The sequence below is a fragment of the Amycolatopsis azurea DSM 43854 genome (genome assembly GCF_001995215.1).
GTDB classification, from domain to species: Bacteria; Actinomycetota; Actinomycetes; order Mycobacteriales; family Pseudonocardiaceae; genus Amycolatopsis; species Amycolatopsis azurea.
The window spans coordinates 61,168-74,285 of the sequence record NZ_MUXN01000001.1; the positions used below are offsets into that span (position 1 = coordinate 61,168).

Annotated in this window: 8 protein-coding genes; 5 read left to right on the forward strand and 3 right to left on the reverse strand. The window is 68.6% G+C overall.

Going from position 1 to position 13,118, the window contains the following annotated elements; genetic code table 11:
- Positions 1 to 12: 12 nt before the first annotated feature.
- Positions 13 to 2,475: a DEAD/DEAH box helicase gene (locus B0293_RS00325; RefSeq protein ID WP_077241202.1), complete on the reverse strand. Its 2,463-nt coding sequence runs from the start codon at positions 2,473 to 2,475 to the stop codon at positions 13 to 15.
- Positions 2,476 to 2,794: 319 nt separating this feature from the next.
- On the opposite strand from B0293_RS00325, the gene B0293_RS00330 reads away from it, so the two are divergent.
- The 4 genes from B0293_RS00330 to B0293_RS00345 all read left to right on the forward strand — a co-directional run bounded on the left by B0293_RS00330 (position 2,795) and on the right by B0293_RS00345 (position 7,100).
- Positions 2,795 to 5,089 (forward strand): sodium-translocating pyrophosphatase, encoded by a 2,295-nt coding sequence (locus B0293_RS00330; protein ID WP_005160222.1) that lies wholly within the window; start codon positions 2,795 to 2,797, stop codon positions 5,087 to 5,089.
- 113 nt (positions 5,090 to 5,202) lie between these two features.
- Positions 5,203 to 5,766: a hypothetical protein gene (locus B0293_RS00335; RefSeq protein ID WP_245191995.1), complete on the forward strand. Its 564-nt coding sequence runs from the start codon at positions 5,203 to 5,205 to the stop codon at positions 5,764 to 5,766.
- A 103-nt stretch (positions 5,767 to 5,869) separates the two neighbouring features.
- Positions 5,870 to 6,454, forward strand: a complete 585-nt coding sequence (locus tag B0293_RS00340; RefSeq protein ID WP_005160218.1) for a hypothetical protein — start codon at positions 5,870 to 5,872, stop codon at positions 6,452 to 6,454.
- A gap of 34 nt (positions 6,455 to 6,488) precedes the next feature.
- Positions 6,489 to 7,100 (forward strand): hypothetical protein, encoded by a 612-nt coding sequence (locus tag B0293_RS00345; RefSeq protein ID WP_005160216.1) that lies wholly within the window; start codon positions 6,489 to 6,491, stop codon positions 7,098 to 7,100.
- 450 nt (positions 7,101 to 7,550) lie between these two features.
- Here the strand turns inward: B0293_RS00345 and B0293_RS00350 are convergent, their stop codons facing one another.
- Positions 7,551 to 8,363 (reverse strand): S1 family peptidase, encoded by an 813-nt coding sequence (locus B0293_RS00350; protein ID WP_005160215.1) that lies wholly within the window; start codon positions 8,361 to 8,363, stop codon positions 7,551 to 7,553.
- Positions 8,364 to 8,631: 268 nt separating this feature from the next.
- Between B0293_RS00350 and topA the strand changes: the two genes are divergently transcribed.
- Positions 8,632 to 11,529, forward strand: a complete 2,898-nt coding sequence (gene topA, locus B0293_RS00355; RefSeq protein ID WP_209437306.1) for a type I DNA topoisomerase — start codon at positions 8,632 to 8,634, stop codon at positions 11,527 to 11,529.
- Between the two features lie 66 nt (positions 11,530 to 11,595).
- Here the strand turns inward: topA and B0293_RS00360 are convergent, their stop codons facing one another.
- Positions 11,596 to 13,110 (reverse strand): carboxylesterase/lipase family protein, encoded by a 1,515-nt coding sequence (locus B0293_RS00360; RefSeq protein WP_005160210.1) that lies wholly within the window; start codon positions 13,108 to 13,110, stop codon positions 11,596 to 11,598.
- Positions 13,111 to 13,118: the final 8 nt, after the last annotated feature.

Genomic DNA, 13,118 nt, shown 5'->3' on the forward strand with positions numbered 1-13,118 from the left:
CCCTTAGTGGCCTTACTGGGACCCGTGTTGACGCAACGCCCCGAGCACGGTGTCCAGAACGGCCACGGCCCCCGCCTTGTCCAGCGGATCGTTGCCGTTCCCGCACTTCGGCGACTGGACGCAGGACGGGCAGCCGGCCGGGCACTCGCAGGAAACGATCGCCTCCCGCGTTGCGGCCAGCCAAGGGACAATTGCGGCAAACCCGCGATCGGCGAATCCCGCACCCCCGGGATGGCCATCGTGCACGAACACCGTCGCCTCCCCGGTGTCCTCGTGCCACGCGGTAGACACCCCGCCAATGTCCCAGCGGTCGCAAGTAGCGAACAGCGGTAGCAGGCCGATCGCCGCGTGCTCGGCGGCATGCAGGGCACCGGGGACGCGCGCCGGATCCAATCCGGCGCCCGTCCCCGGTGCTCCGCCAAGTTCCTCGGTCCCCACCCTGGAGCCTCCGGTCCCCACCGGCTCCAGAACTTCGGTCCCCACCCGATGGCCCCCGGTCCCCGCCACGCCATCGGAAGGCAGGCCATCGGAAGAACCGAGCAGCTCCGCCGAGATCGTGTACCAGACGGCGCGGGTGTGCAGGCTCTGCTCCGGCAGGTCCAGCGGAGTCTGGTCCAGCACCTCACCCGACGGCCGTCTCCGCAAGTAGCCGACGACTTGCGAACTCACCGAAACCTCGCCGAGGTTCACCGTGATCCCGCCGTGCACCCTGGTCTCTTCGGTGCGCAGCACACTGATGTCGACGATCTCGCGCGGTGACGTGCTCCAGTCCGGATCCTCCGCGTGCACCAGGGCGAGCCCCGTCTCCAGATCGAGTTCGTCGACCACATAGGACGAACCCTGGTGCAGGTACACCGCACCGGGATGCACCGCGTAGCAGGCGGAACCCGGGTCGACCGTGCCGAGCATCCGCCCGGAATCGGCCTCCACCACGGCGATCTGCTCGCCGCCGGAACCGCGGATGCCGACCTCGGAGTGCGGCCGGTCGCGCGAAGTCCAGTACCAGCCGCTCGTGCGGCGACGGATGATCTTCTCCTTGACCAGATCCGCGAGCACCGCACGCGCCGCGTCGCCGCCGAAGGCCGCGACCTCCGGTTCGGTCAGCGGGAGTTCGGCGATGGCGCAGGCCAGCTGCGGACCCAGCACATACGGGTTCGACGGATCGAGGACGGCGGCTTCCACCGGCCTGTCCAGGATCGCGGCCGGATGGTGCACGAGATAGGTGTCCAGCGGATCGTCGCGGGCCACGAAGACGACCAGCGCCGCGTCTCCCGCGCGCCCGGCCCGGCCCGCCTGCTGCCAGAACGACGCGAGCGTTCCCGGATAACCGGCCAGCACCACCGCGTCCAGCCCGGCGATGTCGACGCCGAGTTCGAGTGCGTTCGTCGTCGCCACACCGAGCAGCCGCCCGGACAGCAACGCCGCTTCGAGGGCACGACGCTCCTCCGGCAGATACCCGGAGCGGTACGCGGCGACCGATTCCGCCAGCGAACCGTCCACTTCGGACAGAATCCGCCGCGCGCCGAGCGCCGTCAGCTCCGCGCCGCGCCGGGACCGGACGAACGCCAGCGAGCGCGCGCCCTCGATGACCAGTTCGGCGAGGATCCGGGAAGCCTCGGCGCCCGCCGATCGCCGCACCGGCGCCCCGTTCTCGCCCGAAATCTCCGACAGCAGCGGGGGCTCCCACAACGCGACCGTGCGGGAGCCGCGCGGCGAAGCGTCCTCGGTGACCGGGACACATTCCTGCCCGGTGAGCTTCGACGCGAACGCCGCCGGGTCCGCGGTCGTCGCCGACGCGAGAACGAAGACCGGCGAAGCGCCGTAGTACGCCGCGACCCTCCGCAGCCTGCGCAACAGCAGCGCGACGTGGGAGCCGAAGACGCCGCGGTAACTGTGGCATTCGTCGACCACGACGAACGAGAGCCGCCGGAAGAACCGGGACCAGCGCGAGTGCGACGAGAGGATCCCGCGATGCAGCATGTCCGGGTTCGTGAACACCCAGTTCGCGTGTGCGCGGACCCAGTCCCGCTCCTCCAGCGGGGTGTCGCCGTCGTACGACGCCGGCCGCGCTTTCTTGATGTCCAAAGAGGACACGGACCGCAGCTGGTCGGCGCCGAGCGCCTTGGTCGGGGAAAGGTAGAGCGCCGAAGCCCGCTCGTCCTCGACCAGAGCCGAAAGCACCGGCAGCTGGTACGCGAGCGACTTGCCCGACGCTGTCCCGGTGGAGATCACGACGTGCTCGCCCTCGCGCGCCAGCGACGCGGCTTCGGCCTGATGCCGCCACGGAGCCTTGACGCCGCTCGCCTTCAGTGCTTCGACCACTCCGTCCGCCGCCCACTCCGGCCAATCCACCGAATCCGCCTGCCGCGCGGGCAGCTCGGCCACATGGGTGACCGGGTACAGCGAAGCCGGGATTCCCGCCGTCGCGCGGTCGAGAAGCCGCCGTCCCTTACCGGATTCCGCCGTGCCGTCCACCTTCGGAACCTTGGCACAGCGCACCGACAAGAACGGACCGCCGCCGGAGGAGAACGAACGCCGGAACAGGCCCCCGGATGATCGATACAGTGATCAGACTCACAAGGTTACGGAACGTGCGGTGGCAGGGACGGCTTGCCGCCCGCCATCCCACTACCAATACACTCCCGCAATCCACACCGTCTGTGGCGAGCGTCATGTGAGACGTACCTTGCAGTGCGACTAGCGTGACATTCGGCTCAGATCCCATGCCAACGTCGGCACGCCGGTTCCATCGGCGGATCGTCGTTGGCCAACGGCGACGTCTCCAGGAGGACGAATGTCCCGGCAGTTCCTCGCGGCGGGCGAAATCACGCTCACCGGAGGTGGTTACACCATTGTCGGTGTAATCGCCGTGGTCGCCCTTGCCGCACTGGTCATCGGCTACGTGCTGCTCAAGGAGGTGCTGGCCGCGGGCCAGGGCACCACCAAGATGCAGGACATCGCGAAGGCAGTGCAGGAAGGCGCGGCTGCCTATCTGAAACGGCAGCGCAACACCCTCGTGATCTTCGGGGGAATCGTGTTCTTGCTGCTCTTCGCCTTGCCGGCCGATGACTGGAACGAAAAGATCGGCAGGTCGATCTTCTTCCTGGTCGGCGCGGGGTTCTCCTTCGCGATCGGCTACCTCGGCATGTGGCTGGCGACGCAGGCGAACCTGCGCGTCGCGGCCGCGTCGCGGGAGGAAGGCGGTCGCGAGAAGGCGATGCGCCTGGCCTTCCGCACCGGTGGCGTCGTCGGCATGATCACCGTCGGTCTGGGTCTCTTCGGTGCCGCGGTGGTCGTCCTCGTCTACACGGGACAGGCCCCGAAGGTGTTGGAGGGCTTCGGTTTCGGTGCCGCGCTGATCGCGATGTTCATGCGTGTCGGCGGCGGTATCTTCACGAAGGCCGCCGACGTCGGCGCGGACCTGGTCGGCAAGGTCGAGCAGGGCATCCCCGAGGACGACCCGCGCAACGCGGCCACCATCGCCGACAACGTCGGTGACAACGTGGGCGACTGCGCCGGGATGGCGGCGGACCTCTTCGAGTCGTACGCGGTCATGCTCGTGGCGGCGCTGATCCTGGGCAGCACCGCGTTCGGCGTGCACGGCCTGATCTTCCCGCTCATCGTTCCCGCCATCGGCGTGATCACCGCGGTCATCGGTGTCTACATCACCAAGGCCAAGGCGGGCGAAGGCGGTCTGGTCACGATCAACCGCTCGTTCTACATCTCCGCCGGTATTTCCGCGGTGCTCTCGACGATCGCGGCCTTCGTCTACCTGCCCGGTTCGTTCTCCGAGCTGACCAGCGGGGCCACGAGCGAGCCCGGCAGCCCGGCGCTCATCGCGACCATCTCGGTCATCATCGGCATCGTGCTCGCGGCGATCATCCTCAAGCTCACCGGGTACTACACCGGCACCGAGCACAAGCCGGTGAAGGAAGTCGGCAAGTCGTCGGAAACCGGTGCGGCCACGGTGATCCTGGCCGGTATCTCGGTCGGGTTCGAATCCGCCGTGTACACCGCGCTGGTCATCGGCGCGGCCGTCTTCGGCGCGTACCTGCTCGGTGGCGGCGTCGCGCTGTTCGCCGTGGCGCTGGCCGGTACCGGTCTTCTCACCACCGTCGGTGTCATCGTCGCGATGGACACCTTCGGCCCGATTTCGGACAACGCGCAGGGCATCGCGGAGATGTCGGGCGACGTCGACGAAGACGCGGCGCAGATCCTCACGGAGCTCGACGCGGTCGGCAACACCACCAAGGCCATCACCAAGGGCATCGCGATCGCCACGGCGGTCCTCGCGGCGACGGCGCTGTTCGGTTCCTACCAGGACGCGATCAGCAAGGCGCTGAAGTCGATCCCGGAAGCGGCCGAGGCGAGCATGTCGACGCTGAACTTCTTCGTGAACACGGTGGTCAGCCCGAACACCCTCGTCGGCGTGATCGTCGGCGCGGCGGTCGTGTTCCTGTTCTCCGGTCTCGCGGTCAACGCGGTGTCCCGTGCCGCCGGCGCGGTCGTCTACGAAGTGCGCCGCCAGTTCCGCGACATCCCGGGGATCATGGAGGGCACCACCCGTCCCGAGTACGGCCGGGTCGTCGACATCGTCACGCGTGACTCGCTGCGTGAGCTGACCACACCCGGTCTGCTCGCGGTCTTCGCGCCCATCGCCGTCGGTTTCGGCCTCGGCACCGGCGCGCTCGCCGGCTACCTGGCGGGCGCGATCGCGAGCGGCACCCTGATGGCGATCTTCCTCGCCAACTCCGGTGGCGCCTGGGACAACGCGAAGAAGCTCGTGGAGGACGGCAGTCACGGCGGCAAGGGTTCGGACGCGCACGAGGCCACCATCATCGGTGACACCGTGGGTGACCCGTTCAAGGACACCGCCGGTCCCGCGATCAACCCGCTGATCAAGGTGATGAACCTGGTGTCGGTGCTGATCGCCCCGGCGATCGTGCAGTTCTCGATCGGTGCGGACGCCAACGTCGGCGTGCGGATCGCGATCTCGCTGGTCGCGGTCGCGATCATCGTCGCGGCGATCGTCGTTTCCAAGCGCCGCGAGTCGGTTCTCTCCGACACGCCCGCGGAAGCGAAGGCGTGACACCGTAAAAGCAGTACCCGCCGGGCCCGCCATCTTTCCGTGGCGGGCCCGGTGCCGTGTCCGGGCAGGCTAATCTCTGCCCGTCACGCCGATCCTGATCCGGGGAGCCCGCCATGAGGCGTTCGTTCATCTTGTTCGCCGCCGCATTCCTGCTGGCGGGCTGTAATGGCGCCGAGCCGGCGGCCGTCGCGCCTTCTTCTTCTCTTCCTCCTTCTTCCGCTCCCACGGCCGGTGGTTCTTGGATGGACGGCTTCTGCGGCTCGCTGATCGACTTCGCCAAGATCGGCGACTTCAAGATGCCCGACGTCGAGCAGGGTGACGTCGCCGGCGCGCGGAAGGCGATGGACGAGGCCTTCGGGGTGTTCGCGCCCGGTTTCGACAACGCCGTCACCGGCCTGAAAGGGCTCGGGCAGGCGCCGAGCGCGGAAGCCGAGAACGCGCGCAAAAGCATCGTCGACGCGCTGACACCGATCCGGGACCAGGTCGTCGCCGCGAAGGCGAAACTGGACGCCGCGCCGAAAGACGACAAGACGGCCGCGGCGGAAGCGGCGGTCAGTTTCCAGCGGATCGGATCCGACATCAACGACATGCCCGACCCGTTCCAGCAGCTGGAAACGAACGCTTCGCTGAAAACTCTGGCCGCACAGGCCCCGAACTGCAAGAAGCTGCCCTCCTGACCATTCTTTTCGCGGTGTTGATCGCCCGGCGATTTGCATTGCCTCCCGGTATCGGTACCGTCGGGGGCCAGCTGGGAAGTCGTCGAGGTCGGGAGGTGTTTTCGTGCGGCCGCGGTTCACCGTCCTTGCCGCGCTAGCAACAGGTATCGGGCTCGGCCTCGCCGGGTGCGGGCAGCAGCCCGCGGTGACTTCCCAAGCCAGACAAGAAGGTCTCGCGACGGTCAGCGCGTCGGAGGCCGACCCCGCCTCCGCCTGGGCGGAGGGATACTGCGACGCGGCGGGTGGCCTCGTCCGGACGCTGGCGACCCTGCCCAGCGTCGACCCGAGCACGCCGCAGCAGGCCTCCCGGACGTCCGGTGACCTGATGGCTTCGGTGTCCGAAGGGCTGAAGCGCACTTCCGCCGCGCTCGCGAGCCTCGGTCCGGCTCCGGTCGCCGGCGGGGACGCCTCGCGAACGTCCGCCGTCGCGCAGCTCGACGGCATCCGCGCCCGCGCCGACGACGTCCGTCGCCGTCTCGACTCCTCAGCCGACTCCGAGACGACGAAAACGGCGCTTCGCGACGCGAGGACGTCCCTCGACGAACTCGACCGCCTCGACCTTCTCAGGGGCCTTAACGACGTGCCTGAGCTCGCTTCGGCCAGCAGCCGGATCCCGGTCTGCCAGGATTTGGTCAAACAACCGCGCTGAGTCACCGGCTCATCACTGGCCATGAGTCGAACTTGTGTTCTATTCTGTCCGAGTGGACGGGACGATCTCGCTCTTCTCGGCGGAGGCGAGCGGGCCGGGGCTCGCCGACCTCGCCGGAGTGCTGTGCGGGCCCGGGCGGATGGCGGGCTTCGGGCGGACGGCGGCAAGGCTGTCCGCCGTGGTCGACGAGCCTTGGCGGGCGGGTGCCCTCGCCAGGGAATGCCGTCGGCGGGGCGTCCAGGCGCAGGTCTCGGCCGCCGAATGCGGGCGGCCGCTGGTGCGGACGCCGTTCCGGGTCGATCTGCTGCCGCTGGAGCAGCGCTGGACCCGTGGTGAAGAGAAGGTCCTCCCGGACGGGTTCCGGCTCGACGGGGCGATGCTGAGGATGTGGGCACTGGCGGCCGGCGTTCCCCAGGGCAACGGCTACCTGCTCGCGCTCGATCCGGAGGCGCCGGAGACGTATGAACGGCTGATCACGGCGCTGGCCCAGCTGGGCGTGCCAGCGAAGGTGCAGAAAGGTGAGGAAGCGCTGCTCCGGGTCACCGGACGCCGGCGGCTCGCGCACGTCCTGGAGCTGATCGGGGACGCGCCCGCCGGTGCGGAGCCCGCTTGGCCCAGCTTGGTCCCGGTGGTGCGCGCCGTCTGAATACCTGCTGGGTCCGTCACGTCGTCTACCGCTGGACGTGGTCGCTGCGGCTTTGATCAGCGCGGCGCAGGTTGTGAAAGCCACTTTCGCAACGGTGAAGGTTGTGAAAGTGGCTTTCGCATCACGACCACCCCGTCCAGTGGTCCTGGCGGCATCGAGTGTCGCGAAAGCCACTTTCGGGACACTGGACGTCCTGAAAGTGGCTTTCGCGACACTGCGGCTGCGGACTCGCGTAACGGGACGGACGGCACGCGTGATCAGACGGACGACACGCGTGACTGGCTGGACGACACGCTCGCCGCGGCGGCCCACCGCGTGTCGTCCGCCCCGTCACGCATGTCGTCCACGCAATCACCTGTGTCGTCCATCTGATCACGCGAGACAGCACGACTGGAGGTACTGAGACACGGTCGGCTCCGACCTGAGCCGCCGCTCGCGACCAGGCGATGGTCAGGGCTTGGGCGCCTTGCAATCCGGGTTCGAAAGGTTCAGTTCACTGTGGGAGAGGCAGGGGGTCAGCTGGTAGGTCTGTTCCCCGTAGTTGATGCCCTTCCGCACGGTCACCTTCCCGGCGGCGTCGACCTCGCACGGGTTGTTCATCGTGCACCGCTGGCCGCTTTCGTTGCCGGTGTTGTTGACGCCGACGACCTTGCCGGTCGAGGTCTCGATGATCGGCGACCCCGAGGTCCCGCCGATCGTCTTGCACGCCGGGGTGTACCGGATCGAGTCCTTCCACACCCAGTTCGCCTCGTGCAGCTCGTGGACGAAGCCGTCGATGTTGCAGGAGTAGATCTTCTTCCAGTACCCGGAGACGACGTCCATCGCGACGCCCGCCGACGGACGGGTCGGCGAGAGCGTCAGCGGGGCGATACCGTAGCTCGACTGGATCTTGGCGTAGCTGGTGTTGAGCTGGTAGAGCGAGACGTCCGTGTCGGTCATCGTCGCGTAGAGCAGCTTCTTCGCCTTGAGCGTGCCCAGCGACGAGCGGCCGTCCCTGGACAGCAGGCTGAAGGTCCGTGACGAAGGCTGGTTCACGATTACTTCTCCCGGGTCCGGGAAACCTTCTTGCAGGCAATGGCCGTTGGAGAGGACGAGGGCCGGGTCGTCGAGGCTCGCCTCGGGCGGTTTGACCACCGACCCGGAGCAGTTCGACAACGCCACGGTGCCGGCGAAGGTGGTCGTCGCCGCCTCGGCCGGGGCGGCCCCGACCAGGGCGGATGCGGTCAGCATGGCGAACAGGGTGCCGAGGAGTCGTCGGGTCACGTGGAGTCCTTTCGGGTCGGCGTGGATATCAAGTGAAGCGTTGGCGGAAGGGAGCCACCACCGTCGAACGGAGGGTGTTCACCCCGTCACGCGGTACCCCAGGCGGACGTGTCCGACATCACGTGCTAGGTGTTGAAAGGAAACATCGACGAGGTCAGCGGCGATGCGCTGGACACACGATCGGCGGCGTGTTGCGCCACCTAGCCGGGGTCCGGACGGTGCGAGCGTGCACACTGACGGGTCGAGAGGCGGCGCGAAGGCGCCGAAGATGAGCGGAGAGCAGGACAGCGTGGCAGGAGCACGGACGAAGAAGACCGCGGCGTCGGACGACGGCGCCGGCCGTCGTCGGCTGGTGATCGTCGAGTCGCCGACCAAGGCCCGCAAGATCGCCCCGTACCTCGGCGGTAACTACGTCGTGGAGTCCTCGGTCGGGCACATCCGCGACCTTCCCCGCGGCGCGGCCGACGTGCCCGCCCAGTACAAGGGCGAGTCGTGGGCGCGGCTGGGGGTCGACGTCGACAACGACTTCAAGGCGCTTTACGTCGTGACACCGGACAAGAAGTCCAAGGTCACCGAGCTGAAGGGCCTGCTGAAGGACGTCGACGAGCTCTACCTCGCCACGGACCCCGACCGCGAGGGCGAGGCCATCGCGTGGCATCTGCTGGAGACCCTCAAGCCGAAGGTCCCGGTGCGCCGGATGGTCTTCCACGAGGTCACCGAGCAGGCGATCCGCGCCGCGGCCGACAGCACCCGCGAGCTCGACGGCGACCTGGTCGACGCGCAGGAGACCCGCCGCATCCTGGACCGGCTCTACGGCTACGAGGTCTCGCCCGTGCTGTGGAAGAAGGTCATGCCGAAGCTCTCGGCGGGCCGCGTGCAGTCCGTGGCGACCCGGATCGTGGTCGAGCGGGAGCGCGAGCGCATGCGCTTCACCTCCGCGTCGTACTGGGACATCTCGGCGACGATGGACGCCGGGGCCGAGGCCTCGCCGCGTAACTTCCCGGCCAGGATGATCGCCGTCGACGGCGCGCGCCTGGCCACCGGCCGGGACTTCGGGTCGGACGGGCGGCTCAAAGCGTCGAACAACGAGATCCGCGTGCTGGCCGAGGCCGACGCGGTCCGGCTGGCCGAGGCGCTGAAGAACCGCGACTTCAAGGTCGCGAGCGTCGAGGAGAAGCCGTACACGCGCAAGCCGTACGCGCCCTTCATGACCTCGACCCTGCAGCAGGAGGCGGGCCGCAAGCTGCGGTTCACCTCCGAGCGCACCATGCGGATCGCGCAGAAGCTGTACGAGAACGGTTACATCACTTATATGCGTACCGACTCCACGACGCTGTCGGAGTCGGCGATCTCCGCGGCGCGCAGCCAGGCGACGCAGCTGTACGGCAAGGAATACGTCTCGCCGTCGCCGCGCCAGTACACCCGCAAGGTGAAGAACGCGCAGGAAGCCCACGAGGCGATCCGTCCCTCGGGCGAGGTCTTCCGCACGCCGGGCCAGGTCGCGAAGGATCTGGACACCGACGAGTACCGCCTCTACGAGATGATCTGGCAGCGCACGATCGCGTCGCAGATGGCGGACGCGAAGGGCACCACGATGTCGGTGCGCATCGTCGGCACCGCCACCAGCGGCGAAGAGGTCACCTTCGCCTCTTCGGGGCGCACGATCACCTTCGCCGGGTTCCTCAAGGCGTACGTCGAGGCCGTCGACACCGAGAGCGGCGGCGAAGCGGACGACAAGCAGAGCCGTCTCCCGCAGCTGGTCAAGGACCAGGCGCTGACCGCGACCGACCTGAGCCCGGACGGGCACACCACGTCGCCGCCGGCGCGCTACTCGGAGCCGAGCCTGGTCAGCAAGCTCGAAGAGCTGGGCATCGGCCGCCCGTCGACGTACGCGTCGATCATCAAGACCATCCAGGACCGCGGCTACGTGTGGAAGAAGGGTTCCGCGCTGGTGCCCTCCTGGGTCGCGTTCGCCGTGATCGGGCTGATGGAGCGGCACTTCGAGCGGCTGGTCGACTACGACTTCACCGCCGGCATGGAGGACGAGCTCGACCGCATCGCCGCCGGTGACGAGCACCGGACGCAGTGGCTGTCGAAGTTCTACTTCGGCGGTGACATGGGCGTCGACGGTTCCGTCGGCAGGCTGGGCGGTTTGAAGAAACTGGTCGGCTCGGGCGTCGAGGACATCGACGCCCGCGAGATCAACTCGATTCCGCTGTTCAGCGACGCCGACGGCCACACCGTCGTCGTGCGCGTCGGCCGCTACGGCCCGTACCTCGAGCGTGAGGTCGACGGGACGTCGCAGCGGGCGAACCTGCCCGAGGACCTGCCGCCGGACGAGCTGACCCCGGCCATCGCGGAGAAGCTTTTCGCGACGCCGCAGGAAGGCCGCGTGCTCGGCAAGGACCCGGTCAGCGGGCACGAGATCGTGGCGAAGGAAGGCCGCTTCGGCCCGTACGTCACCGAGCTGCTTCCCGAGCCGGAGCCCCTGCCCGAAGGCGCGACAGCCGCGCAGAAGAAGGCCGCCAAGGCGAAGCAGCCGAAGCCGCGTACGGGGTCGCTGTTCAAGTCGATGTCCATCGAGACGATGAACCTCGAAGACGCGCTGAAGCTGCTTTCGCTGCCGCGCGTGGTCGGCAAGGACCCGGAATCCGGCGACGAGATCACCGCGCAGAACGGGCGCTACGGGCCGTACCTGAAGAAGGGCACGGACTCGCGTTCGCTCACGACCGAGGACCAGCTGTTCTCGATCACGCTCGAAGAGGCGCTGAAGATCTACTCGGAGCCGAAGCAGCGTGGCCGGTCCGCGACCGCGAAGCCGCCGCTCAAGGAACTGGGCGACGACCCGGTGTCCGGTAAGCCGATGGTGGTCAAGGACGGGCGCTTCGGTCCGTACGTGACCGACGGCGAGTACAACGCGACGCTGCGGAAGTCGGACAGCATCGAGGAGCTGACCGCCGAGCGCGGTGCCGAACTCCTGGCGGAGAAGCGCGCGAAGGGCCCCGCGCCCAAGCGCAAGGCTCCGGCGCGGAAGCCGGCGGCGTCGAAGACCGCGGCCACCAAGACGACCGCGGCCAAGAAGACCGCCGCGACCAAGACGACGGCCGCGAAGACGACCGCGGCGAAGAAGCCTGCGACGCGTTCGACGGCGACGAAGACGAAGTAACGCCACGAAGGGCCCTTTCCTCACGAGTTCCGCGAGGAAAGGGCCCTTCATGGCGTCCGGGTCCGGTCAGGAACGCAGACCGGCCCAGAAGCCGCACCGGTGATCGGTGTCGTGATCGGTCGGCCGGATCGCGTCCGGGGCGAGCGACAGCACGGCGTTCGAATCCCACCGCGGCGAACCGGCCGCGTTCGGATCACCCGTGTGCATGAAGGTGGTCCAGTACGCGATCATCTGCTCGGACAAGCGTTTCTGCTCCGGGCGCAGCGGCAGTTCCTGGCCGTGGAGCTCGAAGAGGTAGGCCAGGTCGAGCGCGTGCGCCGCGCCGTGCGGCAGGCCCGGCGCCTCGATCCCGTTGACGTTGGGCGCGTTCTTGTCGTCGAACTCGTAGGCGTACACGGGAGTCCGCCTCGACAGCAGCCGGTTCCCCTCGGTGGTCGGGCACGCCCAGGAGCGGTCGGTGGTGACCGTCGCCCACGCCATGGCGGGCGATTCGTAGTCCCGCGACGGATACTTCGCGCCGACCTCGTCCGCGTGCTCGGCGAAGGTCGCGCGCAGGAATCCCTGGTAGCGCTCCTCGGTGATCGGCTTGTACAGGGCGACGCCCGCGATGAACGACCGCATCTCGTCGTGCGTGCCGCCCGAGATCACCGGCACCCGGTGAAAAGCGCCCAGCCGCAGCGCTTTCGCGGGATCGAGCGGCAGCAACGGGGTGCCGTACGTCAGATGGTTGGAGAACGTCTGCGTGTGCTTCATCAGGTCCGCGGCGGGAAGACGGCGGAGGCAGCCGATGGTGTCCGGGCCCGTGCAGCCGTGGCTCGCGGCCGCCGCGACGCCGTCCGCTTCCGTCTGGGACAACGGGGAGTACGGCGTCTGCGCGGGCAGGTCCGGAACCAGGCCGCCGTTCGGCCAGTCCAGCAGACAGGAGCCGGACATGATCGCGGCCTTGCCGATGAGCCCGGCCGACGCGGGCGACGTGAGCAGTGCGCAGGTGCTCATCCCGCCCGAGGACTGCCCCGCCACGGTCACGTTCCGCGGGTCGCCGCCGAACGACGCGATGTTGCGCTGGGTCCAGCGCAGTGCGGAAATCTGGTCCGCCAGGCCGAAATCGCCGGATCCGGCGAGCCCCGGAAGCCCGAAGTAGCCGAAGACGCCGAGGCGGTAGTTCGCCGTCACCACGACGACGTCGCCCTGGTCCGCCAGGCGTTGCGCGCCGTAGTGGCTGCCCGCGTCCATCGTGTAGCCGCCGCCGTGCAGCCAGACCATCACCGGCAGCTTGCGGTTCCCCGCGTCGCGCGGCGCGGTGACGTTGAGGAAGAGACAGTCTTCGTCGCCGCCGGTGGCCTGAGGGCAGACGTTCCCCGGTTTCGTCGCGTCGGCGACGCCCTTCCACGGTTCCGGTGGCCTCGGCGGTTTCCAGCGATGCTCGCCGACGGGCGGCGCCGCGTACCTGATGCCGCTGAACGTCCGGGCCGGTCCGGACTCCGCGCCGCGGACGGCGCCCGCGTCGGTGCGCACGACGAGCGGATCCGCGGGCGCGACGATCGTGAGAAGGCCGGTCAGGAGAGCCAGCAGGAGATGCATGAGAGGTC

Excerpts from the sequence above, each read along its gene's own strand:
- B0293_RS00330 (WP_005160222.1), top strand. The coding sequence starts at position 2,795 with ATGTCCCGGCAGTTCCTCGCGGCGGGCGAAATCACGCTCACCGGAGGT.
- B0293_RS00335 (WP_245191995.1), top strand. The coding sequence starts at position 5,203 with ATGAGGCGTTCGTTCATCTTGTTCGCCGCCGCATTCCTGCTGGCGGGC.
- topA (WP_209437306.1), top strand. The coding sequence starts at position 8,632 with ATGAGCGGAGAGCAGGACAGCGTGGCAGGAGCACGGACGAAGAAGACC.
- B0293_RS00360 (WP_005160210.1), bottom strand. The coding sequence starts at position 13,110 with ATGCATCTCCTGCTGGCTCTCCTGACCGGCCTTCTCACGATCGTCGCG.